This window comes from Micromonospora sp. NPDC047730, from assembly GCF_043204765.1.
Classification (GTDB): domain Bacteria; phylum Actinomycetota; class Actinomycetes; order Mycobacteriales; family Micromonosporaceae; genus Micromonospora.
This window is the reverse complement of sequence record NZ_JBIDCU010000014.1, coordinates 116,906-137,300: the sequence shown is the minus strand read 5'-3', so window position 1 is coordinate 137,300 and position 20,395 is coordinate 116,906. Positions and strand designations below refer to the sequence as shown.

The window sequence follows — 20,395 nt, the reverse complement described above, 5'->3', positions numbered from 1 at the left end:
GGGGATCTCGTCGCCCGCCCGTCACCTGGCGCACACGTCGGCGTCGCCCGGCGTCGGCGGGCCGCCCCTACCGTGAGGCGGCTCCGTCCGGGCCCGGGCGGGCCGCGCGCCGAGGAGACGACCAGTGCAGAGCAGTTCCACCCGCGTGCCGGTGGCGCCGCGCCCGGCGGCCCCGCCGCAGGCGATCCCGGTCCGCCCGGCCCGCCGAGCCGCAGCCGTCGTCGGTTGGCTCGCCGCCGCCTGGGTCGTCCCGGTGCTGGCGTACGCGCTGGGCGTGGCCGCCGTGCTCCCGCCGCTCGTGCTCGTGCTGACGGCCGCGCTGCTGCGGGTCGGGCGCACCCTGCTGGACCGGCTGGTGCTGGCGACGGCGCTGCTGCTCGGGGCGCTCTGCGCCGCCGCCCTGCTCTTCTCGGTCTGGCCGTGGGGCCTGCACCCGGTCCCGGTGGCGGGCACGGCGCTGACCGCGCTGCTCGGCCTCGCCCTGGTCACCGGGGTCCGGCCGCGCCTGCCCCGCCCGGCGTCGGCCGACGCGGCGCCGGTCGTTGCGGCGGCGCTGGCGACCCTGGCCCTGGCCTGGCCCTACCTGCGCGCCGACGGCCTGGCCGGCCGGCTCGCGTACGCGATGACGGGCGAGGACAACAGCCGGCACCTGGCCGCCGTGGAGGGCATCCGGGCGGTCGGCGGCTACCTGTTCAGCGACCCGGACGGCGCGGCCCGAATCGCGCCCGAGGCGATGGTCTGGTACCCACAGGGCTTCCACGTGACGGCCGCGCTGCTGGACGGCTTCCTGCGTTCCTCGACCGAGCCCGGCTCGGCGACGAGCACCCTGGGCCACTACCTCGGCTGGTCGCTGGCCGCGTACGCCCTGCTGGTGCTCGCGGTGCTCTGGGCCGCCGCGCGGATCGCCGGCCGCCTGCTCGACCCGCTGCGCGCCGCCGCCCTGGCCGGCGCGGTCACCGCGCTCGCCCTGGGCTCGGAGCTGGCCCGCTTCGTGGTGTACGGCTACCCGGGGGAGAGCCTCGGCCTGGCGCTGACCGCGATCCTGGTCGCGCTGGTGTGCCGTCCGGTGGCCCGCACCGGCACCCAGCTCTGCCTGCTCGGGGCGCTCTGCGTCGGGGTCGGGTTCGCGTACCTGATGTTCCTGCCGGTGGTCGGGGCGCTGGTGCTGGCCTGGCTGGTCCGGCACCGGCGAGCGGTGCGCCGGCGGCCCTGGCTGGCCGGCGCGGTGGCCCTGGCCACGGCCGTGCTCACGCCGCTGCCGAGCGCGGCGGGCCTGCTCTTCACCGACCAGGTCGACAACGCCGCCACCGGCGGCGGCGTCTTCCCGCGCTACGACGCCTACCTGGCGCTGACCGGCGTGGTCGCCGCGGGGCTGCTCGCCGGCGGCCTGCGGCTGCCGGTGTGGCGCAGGTACGCGGGCGCCCTGGCCGCGGCGCTGGCCTTCGCGGCCGGCTTCTACCTCTGGTTCACGCTGCAGGGCACCGACCCGCGCTACTACTACGGCAAGACCCTGCACCTGCTGCTGGTGGTCCTCTTCGTCGGGGTGGGCGCGGTGTTCCTGCTGCGGCCGGCCCCGTGGCGCGCGCGGCGGCACCCCGGCCGGTCCGGCCCGGTCGCCCGGTCGCTCATCGCGTTGTCGCTGGTGGCGGCGACGGCCGGGGCGGCCGGCCTGGCGCGCGGCGGCGGGATCTTCGCCCAGCCGTTCGGCGCCCGCAGCACCACCTGGGCGGCGGCCTGGTGGTCCGGCCTGCTGGACCGGCCGAGGCAGGCCGACGTGACCGTACGCGCGCTGGCCCACGCGCCGGTCCGCCCCGGGGAGGTCACGGTCGTGGTCAGCGAGCACCGGCGGGAGGGCTACCTGGAGACGCTCTTCCTCGCCACCCTCCAGGGCACCCACGGCGCCTCCGCGCCCGCGTTCTACAACCTGCCCCTGTCGGAGCCGGCCCGCTCGGCGGCCCTGGTCGAGCAGGAACGGCGGCCGATCCGCTTCCTCGCCACCGGGCCGGAGGCCGCGGCGGTCGTCGAGCGGCTCCTGGCCGAGCGCCCGGAGCTGCGCTCCCGGGTCACCCTCGAACTGCTGCCCTGACGGCGCCGCTTTTTCGCACCGCTTGAGGCTGACCGGCACGCCCGACTCCGTATCCTGAGGACCGTGGCGCGCGACCTCCCGTTGCTTCTGCTCGACGTCGACGGTGTCCTGAATCCGTTCGCGGGAGACCAGTGCCCGGTCAGCTACCAGGAGTTCCAGTTCTTTCCGGGGGAGGCTCCGGTACGGCTGTGCCCAGCTCACGCGGATTGGCTCCGAGAGCTGGGCGAACGGTTCGAGATGGTGTGGGCCACCGGGTGGGGGGCGGAAGCGAATCGGCTCCTCGCGCCGGTACTGCGTCTTCCGCAACTGCCGGTCATCAGCCTTCCGTCGGGCCCGTTCGAACCGCGCGAGAAGGTGCCCGCCGTGGCCGCGTACGTCGGCTCACGTCCGGTGGCCTGGATTGATGACGCGCTGACGACGGAGGCGCGGGCATGGGCCGAAGCCCGTGCGGCACCCACCCTCCTTGTCGACATCGACCCTGCCGAGGGGCTGAGCCTGGCTGTGGTCCGCCGGCTGCTCGCCTGGTCGCAGGGCTTGCCGAGTCAGACAGATTCCCCGAGGCGACGACAGCAGGGCTGACAGCAACTGGCCCGGAAGAGGAGACCCACGTCGGACAGGTGCGGTCAATGCCCCGAGGCCGGGACCCGGACGGACGACGGCCAGACAACCTGCACAGAACCGGATACTGGTCGGGTGGCGGAGGAGCAGGTTACCGAGTTGACCAGGTGGACGATTCATGGCGAGCGGGTTGTGGACGGCAGCCGGCGGGCGCGGTTGAGCATCGCTGAGGTGGAACTGCCGGACGGTGTCAGGTTCGAGCAGTACGTGATCCGGGCGCCCCGGTCGGCGATGGTCGCCGTGCTCGACGAGCAGGAGCGTCTGTTGCTGATGCGGCGGCATCGGTTCGTGTTCGACCGGTGGGTGTGGGAGCTGCCCGGTGGCTACGTCGATGACGAGGAGCAGCCGGCGGAGTGCGCGGTCCGGGAGGTCGAGGAGGAGACCGGTTGGCGTCCGGCTGCCGTGGAACCGTTGCTGTCGTTCCAGCCGTGGGTGGCGACCGCGGACGCGGAGAACCTGCTGTTCCTTGCCCGAGGCGCGGAGCACATCGGCGCTCCCGTGGATGTCAACGAGGCCGAGCGGGTGGCGTGGATTCCGTTGGAGGAGGCGCGGGATCTGGTGTCGCGGGGTGAGATCGTGGGCGCCGGCACGGTGATCGCGGTGTTGGAGCTGGTCGCGCGAAAGGCCCGGCGCGAGCTGTAGTCAGCGGCGTTGGCCGAGGGCCGCGTCGATGCGGGTGATGAAGTGTCGTACGGCTGGCCGGCGGCGGTGCGCCGTGAGCTGGGCTTGCAGGTCGCGTAGGTAGCGGATGGCCCGGGCTGACCGTAGTTGCGAGGTCAGGGTGAGGGCTTCGGCTCCGATGGCGCCGGCGCGTTCGGGCTCGCCGTGGCGGGCGTGGATGGTGGCGAGAAGGGCGAGGTTGAAGGCTTTGCCGCGTACGTAGCGTTCGTCCATTTGCAGGGATCGGGCGGCGAAGCGTTCGGCCTGGTGGTGCTGACCGAGGGCGTGGAAGCAGTGGCCGAACTTGGCGGACAGGTACGCCTCGTCGAAGTAGCCGAGCCATTGTGGGTCGCTGCTGCGGTCGGCTCGGTCGAGGGCTTGTTCTGTCTGGTGCAGTGCGGTGGCGCAGGCGCGTTCGTCGCGGGCTGCGGCGTGGGCGTGGGCTTCCATGACCAGTGCCTCGGCGGTCAGCACGGTGAGGCCGGCGCGGTGTGCCGTCTGTCGGGCGGCCCGGGCGAGGTCGACGCCGGTGCTGGTGTGGCCGAGGTAGGTGGCTTGGTGACTCATCGCGGCGAGGATCTCGGCACCCAGGCCGGCGTCGTCGGCTGCGCGGGCAAGGTCGAGGGCGTGGGTGAGGTAGCGCTGGGCGATGCCGTGTTCGGCCATGTCGTACGCCTGCCAGCCGGCGAGCTGGGTCAGCTCGGCGACGGCGGCGAGCAGCCTGCGGCCGGTCGCCGGGTCGTAACGGCCCTCGGTCACCAGGGGCGTGACCTCGTGGGTGAGGTAGCGGGCAACGGTGTCGCGGGCGTGGCCGCCGCCGTACTGGTTGTCGAGTCGCCGGTAGGTGGTGGCCATCTCCCGGATGGTGTCGATGTCGGGTTGACCGACCGTTCGGCGGCCTTCCTGTGCGACGGGTTGTGGGGTGGGGGCGGTGAACCAGCGCAGGGCCGGCAGGGTGTAGCCGGCGGAGCTGAACACTGCCTGACGGAGCATGTCTCGACGGTTCACGTCGCCTTCCCATAGCTGTACGGCGGCGCGGACGTCCTCGCGCCAGGACCGGTTGACCGGCACGTCACTCTGCCGGCTGTCGGGGCGGGCGGCCATGTCCCGGTGCCATGCACGTCGGCGGGGCGCGAGGCCGAGCGTCATCCGGGCCTCGTCGGGCATGCCGCAACCGTCGGCGATTCGCTCCAGCACGTCGATGGAGGTCACCTTCCGCCCGGCGATGATCCGGCTGACGTAGCCCTGTTCGAGGCCGACGGCGGCGCCGATGCGGGTCTGGCTCGCCCCGGTGTGCCGGGCGAGCAGCCGGAACAGGGTGCCGATGTCGCGGGCTTGCAATGCGGCGCGCATGTCCTGGTGCGACCAGAGATCGTCGGGAATCCGAAGGTGATCGCGCAGCACAGCGCCCCCAGCGTCGTCACGTGACTACCCATGGTGCTCAGCCCGGAGCCTAGGGCCGCTGTCCGTGCAGGTCGAGCCCGCTCATGTCACCGTGACATGGCCGGCTGACATGGCTGCCGAGCCACGGCCGGCGGGATCGTCGCGGACATGTTCCTCGACGCCGAAAGCCCGCCGATCGAGCCACGCCACGACTGCTGTGGCGCTCGTCCCGTCCGTCGCGGGAAGACCATCACCCGCCACCACAGACGCATGGCGGGGTGACGATGGGCGCCACTCACGGCTCGAAGGCCCTCATCGAGTACGCCCAGGCCCAGGTCGACGCCGCCGACGTGATCCTCACCCATCACGACGAGGTAGGGCTGGGCCTGTGCCGGTGCGGCCGGCTCCACCCCTGTCCAGAGCGACAGCAGTGGATTCAGAAGCGGGCGCACTACGTACCCCTGCTCGGTGGTCCACGATGACCACCCACGGCCCGGTGTTGCCGATCTGGAGCTGCGGTGGGTGCGGCGCGCCCTGGCCCTGCCGGACCCGCCGTCACGAGCTACAGGCGGAGTTCGCGGACGCACCGATGTCACTGGCGCTGTACATGGGTGCGCAGTTCGTCCGCGCCGCCGAGGATCTGACCTGGGCTCCGGCCGGCACCCTGCACCGACGCTTCCTCGGCTGGGTCCGGTGAGCATCCTGCGGCCCGGCGACGAGAAGTTCCACTACAGCGATGGCTCGCACAGGTGGATCCCGCCGGACCCGGACTACGACCAGGAGGTCTGGGACGAGCAGGTCCGCCAGCACAAGCTGGGCCACCTGAGGAATGAGCAGCCCAGGGTGCGCATCCAACGCCTCGTCTGACCCCAGCAGTGCCGGCGGCTCCCCTCCGGGATCAGGCCGGCGTGGCGGCGAGGGAAGCCAGCACCGCGTCGGCCACCCGGCCCCGGCCCAGGCCGTCCACGGTGGACCAGGCGCGGGCGGAGAGTGCGGCGCGGCGCTCCGGGGAGGCGAGCAGCCCGGTGAGGGTCCGGGCGGCGGCGGCCCGCGCCGCCCGCCCCGGCACCCCGGCGGCGGCCAGCTCGGGCAGCTCGCCGAGGCCGGCGACGAGACCGTGCGCGACCACCCGCTGGTACGACTCCCGCTGGTTGTCCACCACGCAGACCAGCGCGGACGGCGCGCCGAGGCAGCACAGCTCCCACGTCGACGTGCCGGCCGCGCTCACCACCAGGTCCGCCGCGCCGATCAGCGCGGGCAACTCGTCGGTGGGCGGCACCGGGCGCAGCGACTGCCCCCGCCCCGGCGGCACCGCCGCCAGTTCCGCCTCCACCTCGGGCCGGCCGACCACGACGGTGAGGTCCATCGGGTGCCCGGTGGCGAGCAGCACCCGGGTCAGCACCGGGGCCGCGCCGACCGCGTCGGTGCCGCCGAAGAACGCCAGCACCCGGGGCCGCCCCACCGCCGTCGCGGGCCGGGGCGCCGGCGGCCGGGCGGCCACGACCGAGTCCCGCAGCAGGGCGTACGCGGTGCCGGCGAGCAGCCGCCCGGCCGGCGCGACGGTCGCCGCGCCGAAGTTCTGGTCCAGGTAGAGGTCGGCGTCCTGCCCCCGGGTGTCGCCGTCGACGACGGCCAGGGTCAGCACGCCCGCCGCGCGCAACGCGCCCGCGCCGGCCGGGTCCAGTTCGTAGGAGTCGAGCACCATGACGTCCAGCGCGTGCCGGCGCGCGGTCGCCACCAACTCCTGCGGGGTCTCCGGGCCGGGGTGCAGCGGGATGCCGCGGGCGGCCAGTTGGGCGCCCGCCCAGCCGACCCGTTCGACGGTGCCGAACACCTCGACCGAGGCCCCCCGGGCGAGGAACTCCTCGCCGAGGGCGAGGCAGCGGACCAGGTGCCCGACGCCGCGCCGCGGCCCGGCGTCGCAGCGCAGTCCGACGCGTACGGTGCTCAGGACTCCTCCAGCCGCTTCTGTCGTACGCCGGCGTTGACGGCGCGCAGCGCCGGTTGCCCGTCGAGCCAGTCGGCGAGCTTGGCCAGCGGCACGCTGACGTCCCCGAAATGGTCGGTCACCGCCCGCACCAGGGTCCAGTCGGCCTCGGTGTCGAGCGTGAGCCGCAGGTCCGAGCGGTCCGGGGTGAGCGTCACCCCGAGCACCCGGAACAGCTCCGGGCGAGAGTACGCGTACGAGGTCACGTGCACCCGGTGGTGGTCGGTGGCGAGTCGGTCCAGCGTCCGCAGCGTGTCCGCCCGGACGATCTCGACGTCCAGGCCCCGGGGGAGGGTGCGGGCGATGGACGTGCTGGCGTAGTCGAGCCCGGGCACCGCGCGCCAGACCGCCGCGACCAGCGTGATGATCTCGGGGTCGAGCAGCGGGCAGTCGGCGGTGAAGCGCATCACCGCGTCGCCGGGGTGGGCGTCCAGCGCGCCGACGAAGCGGGTGAGCACGTCGTCTACGGGGCCCCGGTGCCACGCCACGCCCAGCCGGTCGCACTCGGCCACCACCGCGTCGTCGGCGGGCTCGGTGCTGGTGGCGACCACCAGGTCGGCGAGGACGGCGCTCTCCCGCGCGGCCCGCACCACCCGACCGAGGACGCTGCGCCCGGCGAGCGGCCGGAGCACCTTGCCGGGCAGCCGGGACGAGCCCATCCGGGCCTGCACGACGCCCACGATCCGCGGGCCGGCCCCGGTCTCGCCCGCCGTCGACGGGGAGGCGGTGCCGGTGGGGCCGGGCGCCGCCGGGATGCCGGCGGCCGGTGCGTCGCTCACCGGATCACCGCCAGGATGCCCCGTCCTTCAGGGCGGGGAGGAACGGCCGACGCGTTGTCAACCATGTCCGTCCTTTCTGGTATGACTGGTCGTGTGCGGACGGCGTACAGGTGTCGGGCGTACCCGACCCTGGAGCAGGCGGCGGTGCTGAACCGCACGTTCGGGTGTGTACGTGTCGTCTGGAACCGCACCCTCGCGGCCCGCCATGCTCGTTACCACGCTGAGGGCAGATCCACCTCGTACGCGGAGACGGATCGGGCGTTGACGGAGATGAAGAAGCAGCCCGATCTGGCGTTTCTGGGTGAGGTGTCGTCGGTGCCGTTGCAGCAGACCGTGCGCCACCAGCACACCGCCATGACCGCCTTCTTCCAGAAACGAGCCCGGTACCCGCGCTACAAGTCCCGGCACGGCCGTCAGTCCGCCTCCTACACTCGGTCGGCGTTCCGCATGCGTGGCGGGAACCTGACGCTGGGAAAGACGCCCGGTGCGCTGCGGTTCGTGTGGTCGTGGCCGGACGTGGACGTGGCGGGGCTGGATCCGACGATGGTGACGGTGTCGCGTGACCCGGACGGCCGCTGGTTCGTGACCTTCGCCGTCGACGTCGAGACACCCACCGCACCCGAACCGACGGGCGAGGTGGTGGGTGTGGACCTCGGCCTGAGCGACTTCGCGGTGTTGTCCACCGGCGAGCGCATCCCGCACCCGAAACACATGGAGCGGCGTGAACGCCGACTCAAGCGGTATCAGCGGATGATGGCCCGCCGACAGAAGGGCTCCGCCAACCGCGCCAAAGCCAAGCAACGGGTGGCCCGGGCGCATTCGCGGGTACGCGACGCCCGTCGGGACTTCCTCCATCAGCAGTCGACCGCCCTGGTGCGCCGGTTCGCCGCCATCGCGGTGGAGGATCTGGCGGTGGCGAACATGGTCCGCAACCGCTGCCTGGCCAGATCCATCTCGCGTACCGGTTGGGCTGAGTTCCGCACTTTGCTCGCCTACAAGGCGCACCGCGACGGCCGTACCCTCGCTGTCGTGGATCGCTGGTTTCCGTCGTCGAAGACGTGTTCGGTGTGCGGGCACCTGCTCGCCCAGCTTTCCCTCGGCACACGGCATTGGTCGTGTCCGGGTTGCGGCACCCGGCATGACCGGGACGTCAACGCCGCCCAGAACATCGCTGTCGCGGCCGGGCTGGTCGAGACGCAAAACGCCTGCGGAGCGGACGTCAGACACGAGGGGCAACCTTCCGTGCGGTCTGCGGTGAACCAGGAACCCCAACCCGTGAGGGTGGGAATCCCTCGCCTTTAGGCGGGGGAGGATGTCAATGCGTCTCCTCCGGCTTCGGGGCGAGGGCCTGTCGGGCCCGGCGCATGGCCGCCCGGGCGCCCCGCTTCGCGATCCGCGCCGGGGCGATGGCCAGCCGGCCCACGCGGTAGCTGAGCGAGCCGCTGAGCAGGTGGATCGTCGCGTCGGCGCGGCGCAGCGCCCGCTCCCGCGAGGTGAGCAGTTCCTCGGTCCACTTGAGCAGCGCGGCCAGCCGGGTCAGCTCCTCGCGCTGGCGCAGCCACGCCTCCCGCAACTGCTGGTAGCTGCGACTGCCGATCGGTGGGTCGGTCGGCTCGACGGCCCGCAGCTCGGTGGCGAGGGCGACGCGCCCGTCGGCGTCCAGCCCGTGCAGGGCGGCGGCGATGGCCGCCTCGGCCTCCACGGCCGCGGCGACGGTCGGCCGGTCCAGGTCGTGGCCGGCGACGCCGCCGAGCACCACGGTCAGGCCCGCCACGTCCAGCGTGGACGTCCACGGGTGGGCGTACCCGCCGGTGAGCAGCTCGGCGGCGAAGCGCCACAGGCTCCGGGCGAGCACCACGTCCACGGCGAGCGGTTCGGCGGCCCGCCAGCTCGGGTCGAGCACCGCGTAGGCGTCCCCGGCCACGACGACGTTGTCCACGCTGGCCAGCCCGAACGGGCCGGCGAGCCGGCCGTCGGCGTCGACCTGCCCGGCGAGCCAGCGCGCGTACCCGCGCAGGAGCCGGCGCAGCGCGTCCGTGTCCCGCCGCAGGCAGCCGTCCAGCAGCAGGGTGCGCAGCAGGCGCCCGTCCGGCACCGGCCCGGTGAGCGCCCCCGGGTCCCGGTACGCGGCCAGCCGGCTGGCGAACGGCGCCGCCGCCGGCCCGCCCCGGGTCTCCGCCCTGGCGGCCCGCCACCGCCAGCCGTCCGGGCCGTCGACCACCTCGACCACGCCGGCCCCGGGCGGCCCGGTCTGCACCAGCGCCACGGGCAGGTCGGCGCGCCCCCGGGCGGCCGGGTCCGCGGTCGCCGGGCCTGCGGCGGCCGGGTCCGCGCCGGCGTGGACCGCGCCGGCCGGGTCCGTGGTCGCCGGGCCTGCGGCGGCCGGGGCGTCGGACTTGTGGGCGAGCACCAGCCAGGCCGGCGCCAGCTCGCCCGCCCGGCCGGCGTGCAGTGCGTCGACCGCGAGCCGGGCCGGGTCCTGGAGCACCGTGCCCCGGGCGACGACGCGGGAACACGCGCCGTGCAGCGCCGCGTCGAGGAACCCGGACGTGGTCCGCCGAGCCAGGGCGCCCGTGTCGACCAGCGCGGTCGGCGCCGTCGGGTGCGGGTACGCGGCGAAGCAGGCGTCCGCGCGCAGGCCCCGGGCGCCCAGCCGCCCGCGCAACTGCTCCAGGTTGGCCGGGCGGTCCGCGTCGAGCACCCCGCCGATCAGCCAGGCGGAGTCGTCCCGCCCGGCGTACCAGGGAGAGGTGGCGACGAGCCGGTGCAGGCCGAGCGGGTTGTCCAGGCGTAGCAGCAGCACGCCGCCGGGGCGCAGCGCCGCCGTCAGCCGGTCGAGCACGCCGGCCCAGCCGAGCCGCGTCCCCTCCACCGACTCGACCGCGTCCAGGCCGGCGCCGGCGATCACCACGTCGAACCGCTCGCCCGCCGGCAGCCCGGCCGGGCCGGCCACCACGACCTGCGCGGCGCGCTCGGCGAGGGCGACCCCGTCGGGGTGGCTGCGCAGCAGGCAGGTCACCTCGGCGTGGGCCAGCCGGTCGAGCAGCGCGGGGTCGTGCGGCCCGGCCAGCAGCACCCGCGCGCCGGCGGGCACCACGTGGGCGGCCAGCGCCGCCAGCGGCCCGCCCTCGGCCAGGCGCTCCGCCGGCAGGTCGGACCAGGCCAGCATCTCTCCGCCCGGCAGCGCGATCCGCGGCGCCGTCTCAGTCGTCACTCTTCTCCTCCTGGAGGTTCGCCCACCCGAGCAGCTCGCGCAGCTCGGCCGGCGTGCAGCGGTGGTCGGTGCCCAGCTCGGCGCGGGCGATCGAGACGGCAGTGGACAGGTCCACCTGTTCGCCGTGCAGCTCCGGCCACTGGCGGCGGATCCGGGCGGTGCCGCCGAAGGTGGGGTCCTCGTCCGCGAGCACCATCGGGTCGCCGTACACGGCCGGCTCGCAGCCGGCGGCGATGCCGTAGAAGATGGCGCTGGTCAGCCGGTTCGACGCCACCCGCCGGTGCCGGCGCAGCTCGGTGAGCTGCTTGTCGAGGAAGAGCGGGTCGGTGTCCTTCCACCAGTGGCCGCGGTAGCCGTGGCAGATCACCCGGAAGCCGGCGTTCTCGTAGAGCCGGCGCACGCGGCGCATGCCGTACTCGTGCCAGTAGAGGCAGACGGTGACCGGGCCGGGCTCGGTGTCCCGGATGCGGGCGATCAGCTCCCGGTGGTCGCCCCGCACGTGCTGACCCTCCCAGCCGTGGAACGGGTACCAGATGGTGCCCTCCCGCTCCGACTCCGGCGGGTCCTCCGGTCGCATGGCCAGCAGGTACGCGAAGGGCGCCCCGATGACGGTCACGTTGCGCCGCCCCACCGACCAGGCCCGCCGTCGGGTCTGCTCCGACCACAGCAGGCTCGGGGTCCGCTCGGCGTACGGGTGGCCGGGGGCGAGGCCGTCGCCGATGTTCCAGCCGTGCTGGACGTACCCGTTGATCCGGGGCGGATGGCCGTCGCCCAGCCCGGCGTAGCGGGCCAGCACGTGGGCGTGGCCGTAGAAGTGGTTCGCGTGGTGCATCGGGTCCCCTCAGGCGGCGGAACGCGCCGTGGCGGCGCGCAGCGCCGTGCCGAGGGCGTCGATGACGCGGTCCTGGTCGGCCTCGGTGAGGTCCGGGAACAGCGGCAGGGACAGCTGCTGCTCGTAGAACGACTCGGCCACCGGGCAGGACCCGCGCCGGTAGCCCAGGTCGGCGAAGACCGGGTGCCAGTGCACGGGGATGTAGTTGACCTGCACCCCGATGCCGGCGGAGCGCATCCGGTCGTACACCTCGCGGCGGCGTCCGTCGAGCACCCGGATCGGGTAGAGGTGCCACGCCGGGGCGGCCCAGGACCGCCGGCCCGGGGTCAGCACGCCGGGCAGGTCGGCCAGCGCCTCGTCGTAGCGGGCGACCAGGCGGGCCCGGCGGGCCAGGAAGTCGCCGAGCCGGCGCAACTGGCTGCGGCCCAGCGCGCAGAGCACGTCGGGCAGCCGGTAGTTCAGCCCGAACTCGTGCACCTCCTGGTGCCAGCCGCCCTCGTCCGGCCAGCGCTGCTCGTCACGCTCCCGGACCAGGCCGATGTTGCGGAACCGGCGCGCCCGCTTCAGCAGGTGCTGGTCGGTGGCGGCGACCGCGCCGCCCTCGGCGGTGGTGAGGTTCTTCGTCGGGAAGAACGAGAACGTGGTCAGGTCCGCCAGCGAGCCGACCGGCCGCCCCCGGTAGGTGGCGCCGATCGAGTGCGCGGCGTCGGCGAGCAGCAGCGCGTCCGTGCCGGCCGTCGCGGCGCGCAGCGCGTCGTAGTCGGCCGGGTGGCCGGCGTAGTCGACCGCGGACACCACCCGGGTCCGGCTGGTCGTCGCCGCGGCGACCGCCGCCGGGTCGAGGGTGAACGTCTCGTCCTCGACGTCGGCGAAGACGATCTTCGCGCCGAGGGCGACCGCGCTGCTGGCGGTCGCCACGAACGTCATGGGCGGCACGACCACCTCGTCGCCGGGACCGACCCCGGCCGCCGCGTACGCCACGTGCAGCGCCGCCGTGCCGTTGGAGACCGCCGCGCAGCCGGCGCCGCCGGTCCACGCCGCCAGGTCGGCCTCGAACCCGTCGACCTGTGGGCCGGTGGTGAGCCAGTCGCTGCGCAGGGCGGCGACCACGGCGGCGACGTCGTCCCCGGTCACCGACTGCCGGCCGTACGGGAGCAGCCCCGTCATGCGGCGATGCCGAGCATGTCGCGCAGGTGCTCCACGCTGAGCCACTCGTCGTTGCTGTCCGACTGGTACGCGAACCCGTCCGGCACCGGCTCGCAGCCGACTGGCGGCTGGTAGCCCCAGGTGGCGATGGTCGGCTGCACGATGTAGCGGTCCTTCGCGCGCAGGGTCCGGCGGCTGTCGTCCGGCGCGATCATCTCCTCGTGCAGCTTCTCGCCGGGGCGGATGCCGACCTCGTGCGTGGTGGCCTCCGGGGCGACCGCCTCGACCAGGTCGAGGATGCGCATGCTGGGAATCCGCGGGACGAACAGCTCGCCGCCCTGCATCTGGTCGAACGAGTCCATGACGAACTGGACCGCCTGGTCGAGGGTGATCCAGAATCGGGTCATCCGCTTGTCGGTCACCGGCAGGCTCTTGCCCTCGGCGGCCAGCCGGCGGAACAGCGGGACGACCGAGCCCCGGCTGCCGACCACGTTGCCGTAGCGGACGACCGCGAACCGGGTCGGGTGCTGCGCGGCGTAGTGGTTGGCCGAGACGAACAGCTTGTCGCCGACCAGCTTCGTCGCGCCGTACAGGTTGATCGGGCTGGACGCCTTGTCGGTGGAGAGCGCGATGACCTTCTTCACGCCGGCCTCGATCGCCGCGTCCACGACGTGCTGGGAGCCGGTGATGTTGGTGGCGATGAACTCCGACGGGTTGTACTCGGCGGTGTCCACCTGCTTGAGCGCGGCGGCGTGCACCACGTGGTCCACCCCGTGCATCGCGCGGGTCAGCCGGTGCCGGTCCCGGACGTCACCGATGAACCAGCGCAGCCGTGGGTCGTCGCCGAGCTGCTGGCGCAGCTCGTACTGCTTGAGTTCGTCGCGGGAGAACACCACCACCCGGGCCGGGTCGGCCTCGGTGAGGACGTGCCGGAGGAACGTCTTCCCGAAGGAACCGGTACCGCCGGTGATCAGAATGGAAGACCCATTCAACTCGCTCAATTGGTGCTCCCGTGGTCGTGGTTGTTTCCGCGGCGACCTTGCCCGGTCGACCGGATCGAGACGCTAGACCCGGCGGGTTAACACCTCGACGCCCTTCGGTGAACGGTCGCCGCGCCTGAAGTGAATGCGGAACACCTTGCAGGCAAACACTTTTCGCCAGTTCAGGGCCAGGTTGAGGGGCCTTCGGCCTCGGCTACACTCGGCCCGCACGTCGAGGCGTGCGGACCAGTTACGGAGGAAATCGCGGTGGAACTTCAGCGACTGAGGGTCGTCTTCCGCGCGGCGTTGGAGCTTTCCGACAACGCCGTCGTGGACAGTCTCGAATATCGCGGAATCGAGAAATGGGATTCGCTCGCGCACATGTCGTTGGTGGCCGCCATCGAGGACGAGTTCGGCGTCATGCTGGACACCGACGAAGTGATCGACCTCAGTTCCTTCGACCGCGCGCGGCTGATCCTGGAGAAGCACGGTGTCGTCCTCACCGACTGACACCGGCACGGCCGCCGCGTCCGGGCCGGGCGTCGGCCGGGACGCGCCCGCCCGTCGGGTCCTGGTCACCGGGTCGACCCGGGGCATCGGCCGCGCCGTCGCCCGGCGGCTCGCCGCGCAGGGCTGCGCGGTCGTGGTGCACGGCCGGCTGCCCGGCTCCGCCGACGAGGTGGCCGCCGAACTGCCCGGCGGACCGCACCTCGCGGTGCACGGCGACGTGGCGGAGCCCGACCAGGTCCGGGCGGCGATGCGTACCGTCTTCGCGCGGTGGCGGGGGCTGGACGCGCTGGTCGTCAACGCCGGGGTGCACGAGGCGGGGCTGCTGGGTTCGGTGCCGGACGAGACGGTGACCCGGCTGTTCGCGGTCAATGCGGCCGGTGCCGCGCACACGCTGCAACAGGGATCGCGCCTGCTGCGCCGGGGCGACCGGCCGGCGGTGGTGCTCACCGCCTCGCTGGTCGGTTCGGCCGGAGCGGCCGGCCAGGCCGTCTACGCGGCCAGCAAGGCCGCCGTCGAGGGGCTCACCCGGGCCGCCGCGAAGGAGCTCGGTCCGGCCGGGATCCGGGTGAACGCGGTCGCGCCGGGCTTCATCCGCACCGACCTGCTGGCCGACCTCGACGAGCCGGGCCGGCGGGCCCGCGTGGACGCCACGCCGCTGCGCCGGCTCGGCGAGCCGGAGGAGGTGGCCGAGGTGGTCGCGTTCCTGCTCTCCCCGGCCGCCGCCTTCGTCACCGGCCAGGTGCTCGGCGTGGACGGCGGGCTGACCCTGTGACCGGTCTGCCGCACCCCGACGCGGCCGCTCTGCCGCACCCCGACGCGGCCGGTCTGCCGCACCCCGACGCGGCCGGTCTGCCGCACCCCGACGCCCGGCTGGTGGACGCGGCGACCGGCCGGCAGGTCGGGGGCGCCGAACTCGCCGCCCGGGTCGCCGACCTCGCCGCGCTGCTCGACCGGGAACCACCGGGCGTGGTGTTCGCCGCCGCCCCCGCCGAGATCGACGCGGTGCTGCGGATCCTCGCGGCCTGGCAGGCCGGTCGCGCGGTCGCGCTGCTCGACCCGCAGGTCACGCCGGGCGCGTTGCGCGAGCTGGTCGACCGGTTCCGTCCCGCCGTACTGCTCACCGGCCCCGAGCCGGTCGACGGCTACGAGCCGGGCCCGGTCGGCCTCGGCCCGGCCTGGCGGCGCACCGGGCCCGCCGGACCCGCGCCCCACCCCGACCTGGCGCTGCTGCTGACCACCTCCGGCTCGACCGGCAACCCGAAGCTCGTGCGGCTCTCCGGCGCGGCGGTGCGGGCCAACGCGGCGGCCATCGCCACCGCGCTCGGCATCGACGGCGACGAGGTGGCCCCCACCACCCTGCCGCTGCACTACACGTACGGGCTGTCGGTGCTCACCAGCCACCTGCACGCCGGCGCCACCGTGCTGCTGGAGCGCTCCGGCCTCACCTCCCGCGAGTTCTGGACCGCCGTCGACCGGCACCGGGTCACCTCCCTGGCCGCCGTGCCTTACCAGTACGAGATGCTGCGCCGGCTGCGCTTCGCGCCCGCCCGGCACGAACGGCTGCGGACGCTCACCCAGGCCGGCGGCCGGCTGCACCCGGAGCTGGTGGCGGACTTCCACGGCCGGATGGCCGAGGTGGCCGGCCGCCTCTTCGTCATGTACGGGCAGACCGAGGCGACCGCCCGGATGACGGTGCTGCCGCCCGACCGGCTGCCGGAGAAGCTCGGCTCGGTGGGACTGCCGGTGCCCGGCGGGGCGCTGTCGGTGCGCGCCGACGACGGCACGGAGACGACCGCGCCCGACCGGACCGGCGAGATCGTCTACCGGGGGCCCAACGTGATGATGGGCTACGCCGAGACGGCGGCCGACCTGGCCCGCCCCGACGAACTGGGCGGCGTGCTCGCCACCGGCGACCTGGGCCGGCTCGACGCCGACGGGTTCCTGCACGTCACCGGCCGGATCAAGCGGATCGCCAAGGTGTTCGGGGTCCGGGTCAACCTCGACGACGTGGAACGGTCCCTCGGCCACCACGGGCCGGTCGCCGCCATCGCGGGCGCGGACCGGCTGGTGGTGGTGGCCGAGGGCGCCGACGCCGACCGGCTCGCCCGGATCCGCGCCGAGGTGGCGGAGGCGCTGGGCACCCACTCGTCCGGCGTCCAGGTGCGTGGCGTGGACGCCCTCCCGCTGACCCCGACGGGCAAGCCCGACTACCGCGCGCTGGAGGCACAGTGCTGACCGACGTGTTCACGCTCACCCAGCCCGAGAAGGAACACCGGCTCCGCGCCGAACTGCTCGGGCTGCTGGCCCACCACCGGCGCCACTGCCCGCCGTACGCGCGGATCCTGGACGCCCTGGGCGGCGCGGACGGCGACGTCGCGACGCTGGCCGACCTGCCCTGGCTGCCGGTGCGGCTGTTCAAGACCCGCAAGCTGGCCAGCGTGCCGGACGACGAGGTGATCCGGGTGCTCACCTCCAGCGGCACCACCGGCGAGGTCAGCCGGATCCACCTGGACCGGGAGGCGGCGGCCACCCAGTCCCGGATGCTGGCCCGCACGCTGGGCGCCGTGCTCGGCCCGCGCCGGCTGCCGATGGTGGTGGTGGACCGGGCCGGCGTGGTCGGCGACCGGCGCTCCTACTCGGCGCGCGGCGCCGGGGCGCTCGGCATGGTCAACTTCGGCCGCGACCACCTGTGGCTGCTCGACGCCGACGACCGGCCGGACGTCGCGGCGCTCAAGGACTTCCTGGCCCGGCACGGCGATGCGCCGTTCCTGGTCTTCGGCTTCACCTTCATGGTCTGGCGCTACCTCTACGAGGTGGCCCGCGACCACGGACTCGACCTGTCGAACGGGATCCTGGTGCACTCCGGCGGCTGGAAGAAGCTCGCCGACCAGGCGGTGGACAACGCCGAGTTCCGCCGCCGGCTCGGCGCGGACACCGGCCTGGAGCGGATCCACAACTTCTACGGGATGGTCGAGCAGATCGGCACGGTCTTCCTGGAGGGGCCCGACGGCGGCTCCCTCTACTGCCCGGACTTCGCCGACGTCATCGTCCGCGACCCGGTCACCTGGCGGGAGGCGCCGATCGGCACGCCCGGCGTGATCGAGGTGCTCAGCACCCTGCCCACCTCCTACCCGGGCAACGTGCTGCTCACCGAGGACCTCGGGGTGGTGCACGGCGTCGACGACGGGCACTGGCCGGGCAAGCGGTTCAGCGTGCTGGGCCGGCTGCCGCGCGCCGAGGCCCGGGGTTGCAGCGACACCTACGTCGGAGGTCAGGCATGACGGTACGGATGAGGTTCCCCGCCGGGCCGGAGGTGCCGGTGGACGACCTGCTGCCCCCGGCCGCCGACCCGCCGCTGACCGTCGGCGACGAGCGGATCGTGGACTTCCTGACCTCGGTCTCCCGGCGGCTGCTGGCCCCGGCGCTGGCCCGCCGCCATCCGGAGCTGGGCTCGCTCGGGTTCTTCCTGCGCCGCCGGGAGTTGCTGCGCGGCGTGGAGCGGCTGCACGCCGGGCTCGACGACGGGGTGCTCGCCTTCCCCCGGGGCGTGGTGTTCCACATCCCGCCCGCCAACGTGGACACCATCTTCGTCTACTCCTGGGCGCTGTCCGCGCTGGCCGGCAACACCAACGTCGTCCGGGTGTCGCCCCGCTCGGCGGCGGCGGCCGACGCGATCCTGGACGTGCTCAACGACAGCCTGGACGCCGCCGACCCGGTCGTGGGCGGTACCCAGCGCATGGTCACGTACGGCCACGACGACGCGGTGACCGGCCGGCTCAGCGCCGGCTGCGACGTCCGGGTCATCTGGGGCGGCGACCGGGCGGTGACCGCCGTGCGTCGGCACCCGCTGGCCCCCGCGGCGCGGGACCTCACCTTCCCCGACCGCTCGTCGTTCGCGGTGCTCTCGGTGGCCGGCTGGGAGGCCGCCCCGCTCGCCGCCCGGCGGGACGCCGTGGCGCGGTTCGCCAACGACGCCTACTGGTTCGACCAGGCGGCCTGCGCGTCGCCCCGGGCGGTGTTCCTGGTCGGCGACGCCCGGCGCGCCGACGCCGTCCGGGCCGAGTTCGTGGCCCTGCTCGGCGTGGCCGTGCGGGAGCGGGGTTGGGACGTGGACGCGGCGATGGCCGTCGAGAAGCGGGTCGGCGCGTACGGGTTGGCCGCCGACGGGGGAGTGGCCCGGATGGTGTTCCACGACAACCTCGTCACCACGCTGGAGCTGGACGGGCCGGCGGCGGCGCCCCGGGAGTGGCTCGGCGCGGGGACGTTCGGCTTCGTCACCCTGGGAGAACTGGCGGAGCTGGCGCCGTTCGTGCGCCGGCGGGACCAGACGCTGACCCACTTCGGGTTCACCCGGTCCGAACTGGTCGACTTCGCCCGGCGGCTCGGCGGCCGGGGCATCGACCGGATCGTGCCGTTCGGCGCGGCGCTGACCTTCGCGCCGGTCTGGGACGGCCACGACCTGCTCCGCGAGTTCGTCCGGCTGGTCACGGTCGCCGACTGACTCCACCCCGGCGGTCGCACGAGGAGGCCGGCGCCCGTCCCGGGCGGTCGCACGAGAAGGGGGGCGCCCGTCCCGGGCGGTCGCACGAGAAAGGGGGCCCGGGCCGCGCGGCCCGGCCCCCCTTCTCGGTGCGGGTGGCCTCAGACGAGGTCCCAGCTCAGCGGCGTCCCCTTCGGCACGTCCCGGGTGAAGGCGCGGCCGAGCACCCGGTCGAGGTCGGCCGGGGGGAGCCCGCCGGCCGGCCGGATCGAGCGCACGACCGCCGCGGTGACCGGGTCGCCGGCCCGGACGTCCTCGACCACCCAGAGGGACCGGCGGAACCGCAGCCCCTCCCGCTCGGTCGGGGTGGGCCCGATCGCGGTGCCGCCCAGCGCCGCCCACGCCCGCTCCGACTCGACGGTGAGGGCGGTCAGCTCCGCCGGCTCCAGCGAGAAGTCCGAGTCGACGCCCCCGTCGGCGCGGCGCAGCGTCACGTGCTTCTCGATCAGGCAGGCGCCGAACGCCACCGAGGCGACCGGGACGCCGATGCCCGGCGTGTGGTCGGACAGGCCCACCGGCAGGCCGAACGTGTCGGCCAGCACGGGCAGCCGGCGCAGGTTGCTGTCCTGCGGGGGCGCCGGGTAGGACGCCGTGCAGGCGAGCAGCACGATGCCGCCGGCGCCGCCCTCCCGGGCGGCGCGGACGGCCGCGTCGATCTCGCCGACGGTGGCCATCCCGGTGGAGATGACCAGCGGCTTGCCGGTGGCCGCGACGAGCCGGATCAGCGGCAGGTCCACCAGCTCCGACGACGCGATCTTGTACGCGGGCGCGTCCAGCTCCTCCAGCAGCTCCACCGCCGTCGCGTCGAACGGCGAGGAGAACACCGTCAGACCGTGCCGGCGGGCCCGCTCGAAGATCGGCGCGTGCCACTCGTACGGGGTGTGGGCGCGCTCGAAGAGCTGCCAGAGGCGCTCGCCGCCCCACAGGTCGTGCCCGTCGGAGAGACGGAACGCGGGGGCGTCCACGTCGATGGTGATGGTGTCCGGCCGGTACGTCTGGAGCTTGAGCGCGTGCGCCCCGCTGGCCGCCACCGCGTCGACGATGGCGAGTGCCCGGTCCAGGCTGCCGTTGTGGTTGCCGGACATCTCCGCGACCACGAGGGGCCGCTCGCCGGGGCCGACCGTGTACGGGCCGATCTTGACTGTCGCCGTCATCTTCCTCTGCTCTTCTCCGTCCACACCACCTGGTGCGGCGTGCCGTCGATGTCCCGCTCGTAGCGCCGGACCTCGCGAAATCCGAAGCGCCGGTGCAGGGCCAGCACCGGCTTGTTGGCGGCGAGCGTCTCGCCGCCCAGCGTCTCCGCCCCGAGGGTGTCGAAGGCGTACGCGATGGCGGCCCGCTCCAGCGACAGCCACGCGGGCAGCAGCTGCCCCCGGGCGTCCAGGCCGTCGACGTCGAGGTAGAAGCCCCAGGTCAGGGCCCGGTCCGGGGCGGTGACCCCGGAGAACGTGACGATGCCGGACGGCACCTCGTCGTGCAGGTGCACCAGCACCCGCCGGTCCGGGTCGACCCGGACCCTCGCCCACCAGGCGGTGTGCTCGACCAGGCCGATCTCGTGGCTGGTCAGGCTCACCGCGCGCACCTGCGGGTGGTTGCGCCAGAGCAGCATCCGGTGCAGGTCGCCGCCGTCTGCCGGCCGCAGCGGCCCGGCCACCGGAGG

20 protein-coding genes are annotated in these 20,395 nt (G+C 74.3%); 11 read left to right on the top strand and 9 right to left on the bottom strand.

What is annotated here, in order from left to right:
- Positions 1 to 124: 124 nt before the first annotated feature.
- The 3 genes from ACGF5G_RS27010 (at position 125) to ACGF5G_RS27000 (ending at position 3,346) form a co-directional block, all read left to right on the top strand.
- Positions 125 to 2,086, top strand: coding sequence for a hypothetical protein (locus tag ACGF5G_RS27010; protein ID WP_393267641.1), 1,962 nt, complete (start codon positions 125 to 127; stop codon positions 2,084 to 2,086).
- A gap of 63 nt (positions 2,087 to 2,149) precedes the next feature.
- Positions 2,150 to 2,665 carry an HAD domain-containing protein gene (locus ACGF5G_RS27005; protein WP_393267639.1) on the top strand — a complete coding sequence of 172 codons (516 nt, stop codon included), beginning with the start codon at positions 2,150 to 2,152 and terminating at the stop codon, positions 2,663 to 2,665.
- A gap of 114 nt (positions 2,666 to 2,779) precedes the next feature.
- Positions 2,780 to 3,346 (top strand): NUDIX hydrolase, encoded by a 567-nt coding sequence (locus tag ACGF5G_RS27000; protein WP_393267636.1) that lies wholly within the window; start codon positions 2,780 to 2,782, stop codon positions 3,344 to 3,346.
- Here ACGF5G_RS27000 and ACGF5G_RS26995 read toward each other — a convergent pair whose 3' ends face one another.
- Entirely contained in the window at positions 3,347 to 4,768 is a 1,422-nt protein-coding gene (locus ACGF5G_RS26995) for a helix-turn-helix domain-containing protein (RefSeq protein ID WP_393267633.1), read from the bottom strand.
- A gap of 263 nt (positions 4,769 to 5,031) precedes the next feature.
- On the opposite strand from ACGF5G_RS26995, the gene ACGF5G_RS26990 reads away from it, so the two are divergent.
- Both ACGF5G_RS26990 and ACGF5G_RS26985 read left to right on the top strand, forming a co-directional pair.
- Complete coding sequence (locus ACGF5G_RS26990; protein WP_393267631.1) at positions 5,032 to 5,229, top strand: hypothetical protein; 198 nt, start codon at positions 5,032 to 5,034, stop codon at positions 5,227 to 5,229.
- Positions 5,230 to 5,440: 211 nt separating this feature from the next.
- The gene (locus ACGF5G_RS26985; RefSeq protein ID WP_393267629.1) at positions 5,441 to 5,614 is read left to right on the top strand and encodes a hypothetical protein; all 174 of its coding nucleotides are present in this window, start codon (positions 5,441 to 5,443) and stop codon (positions 5,612 to 5,614) included.
- 31 nt (positions 5,615 to 5,645) lie between these two features.
- Here the strand turns inward: ACGF5G_RS26985 and ACGF5G_RS26980 are convergent, their stop codons facing one another.
- Positions 5,646 to 6,698 carry a PseG/SpsG family protein gene (locus ACGF5G_RS26980; RefSeq protein WP_393267769.1) on the bottom strand — a complete coding sequence of 351 codons (1,053 nt, stop codon included), beginning with the start codon at positions 6,696 to 6,698 and terminating at the stop codon, positions 5,646 to 5,648.
- Complete coding sequence (locus tag ACGF5G_RS26975) at positions 6,695 to 7,417, bottom strand: cytidylyltransferase domain-containing protein (protein WP_393267766.1); 723 nt, start codon at positions 7,415 to 7,417, stop codon at positions 6,695 to 6,697. Before ACGF5G_RS26975 ends, ACGF5G_RS26980 begins: the two co-directional genes overlap by 4 nt.
- 111 nt (positions 7,418 to 7,528) lie before the next feature.
- Between ACGF5G_RS26975 and ACGF5G_RS26970 the strand changes: the two genes are divergently transcribed.
- Positions 7,529 to 8,815 carry an RNA-guided endonuclease InsQ/TnpB family protein gene (locus ACGF5G_RS26970; RefSeq protein ID WP_393267626.1) on the top strand — a complete coding sequence of 429 codons (1,287 nt, stop codon included), beginning with the start codon at positions 7,529 to 7,531 and terminating at the stop codon, positions 8,813 to 8,815.
- A 13-nt stretch (positions 8,816 to 8,828) separates the two neighbouring features.
- Here ACGF5G_RS26970 and ACGF5G_RS26965 read toward each other — a convergent pair whose 3' ends face one another.
- Genes ACGF5G_RS26965 through pseB form a run of 4 tightly spaced genes read right to left on the bottom strand, consistent with a single transcriptional unit; the run spans position 8,829 to position 13,706 of the window.
- The gene (locus ACGF5G_RS26965) at positions 8,829 to 10,727 is read right to left on the bottom strand and encodes a class I SAM-dependent methyltransferase (protein WP_393267623.1); all 1,899 of its coding nucleotides are present in this window, start codon (positions 10,725 to 10,727) and stop codon (positions 8,829 to 8,831) included.
- Positions 10,717 to 11,559: a hypothetical protein gene (locus ACGF5G_RS26960; protein ID WP_393267620.1), complete on the bottom strand. Its 843-nt coding sequence runs from the start codon at positions 11,557 to 11,559 to the stop codon at positions 10,717 to 10,719. The genes ACGF5G_RS26965 and ACGF5G_RS26960 overlap by 11 nt, the downstream gene beginning before the upstream one ends.
- A 9-nt stretch (positions 11,560 to 11,568) precedes the next feature.
- Entirely contained in the window at positions 11,569 to 12,726 is a 1,158-nt protein-coding gene (locus ACGF5G_RS26955; protein ID WP_393267617.1) for a DegT/DnrJ/EryC1/StrS family aminotransferase, read from the bottom strand.
- Positions 12,723 to 13,706, bottom strand: coding sequence for a UDP-N-acetylglucosamine 4,6-dehydratase (inverting) (gene pseB / locus ACGF5G_RS26950; protein WP_350706545.1), 984 nt, complete (start codon positions 13,704 to 13,706; stop codon positions 12,723 to 12,725). Before pseB ends, ACGF5G_RS26955 begins: the two co-directional genes overlap by 4 nt.
- A 246-nt stretch (positions 13,707 to 13,952) precedes the next feature.
- Here pseB and ACGF5G_RS26945 point away from each other — a divergent pair, with 246 nt between their 5' ends.
- The 5 genes from ACGF5G_RS26945 to ACGF5G_RS26925 are packed head-to-tail and all read left to right on the top strand — an operon-like array spanning position 13,953 to position 18,696.
- Positions 13,953 to 14,195 carry an acyl carrier protein gene (locus ACGF5G_RS26945; RefSeq protein WP_393267614.1) on the top strand — a complete coding sequence of 81 codons (243 nt, stop codon included), beginning with the start codon at positions 13,953 to 13,955 and terminating at the stop codon, positions 14,193 to 14,195.
- Positions 14,176 to 14,967: an SDR family NAD(P)-dependent oxidoreductase gene (locus tag ACGF5G_RS26940; protein WP_393267611.1), complete on the top strand. Its 792-nt coding sequence runs from the start codon at positions 14,176 to 14,178 to the stop codon at positions 14,965 to 14,967. The genes ACGF5G_RS26945 and ACGF5G_RS26940 overlap by 20 nt, the downstream gene beginning before the upstream one ends.
- A 53-nt stretch (positions 14,968 to 15,020) precedes the next feature.
- Positions 15,021 to 16,430, top strand: a complete 1,410-nt coding sequence (locus ACGF5G_RS26935; RefSeq protein ID WP_393267763.1) for an AMP-binding protein — start codon at positions 15,021 to 15,023, stop codon at positions 16,428 to 16,430.
- Positions 16,424 to 17,476, top strand: coding sequence for an acyl-protein synthetase (locus ACGF5G_RS26930; protein ID WP_393267609.1), 1,053 nt, complete (start codon positions 16,424 to 16,426; stop codon positions 17,474 to 17,476). Before ACGF5G_RS26935 ends, ACGF5G_RS26930 begins: the two co-directional genes overlap by 7 nt.
- Positions 17,473 to 18,696: an acyl-CoA reductase gene (locus ACGF5G_RS26925; RefSeq protein WP_393267606.1), complete on the top strand. Its 1,224-nt coding sequence runs from the start codon at positions 17,473 to 17,475 to the stop codon at positions 18,694 to 18,696. The genes ACGF5G_RS26930 and ACGF5G_RS26925 overlap by 4 nt, the downstream gene beginning before the upstream one ends.
- 140 nt (positions 18,697 to 18,836) lie before the next feature.
- Here the strand turns inward: ACGF5G_RS26925 and pseI are convergent, their stop codons facing one another.
- Both pseI and ACGF5G_RS26915 read right to left on the bottom strand, forming a co-directional pair.
- Complete coding sequence (pseI, locus tag ACGF5G_RS26920) at positions 18,837 to 19,889, bottom strand: pseudaminic acid synthase (RefSeq protein ID WP_393267603.1); 1,053 nt, start codon at positions 19,887 to 19,889, stop codon at positions 18,837 to 18,839.
- A complete protein-coding gene (locus tag ACGF5G_RS26915) occupies positions 19,886 to 20,389 on the bottom strand; it encodes a GNAT family N-acetyltransferase (protein WP_393267761.1) in 504 nt (167 codons plus the stop codon). The genes pseI and ACGF5G_RS26915 overlap by 4 nt, the downstream gene beginning before the upstream one ends.
- Positions 20,390 to 20,395: the final 6 nt, after the last annotated feature.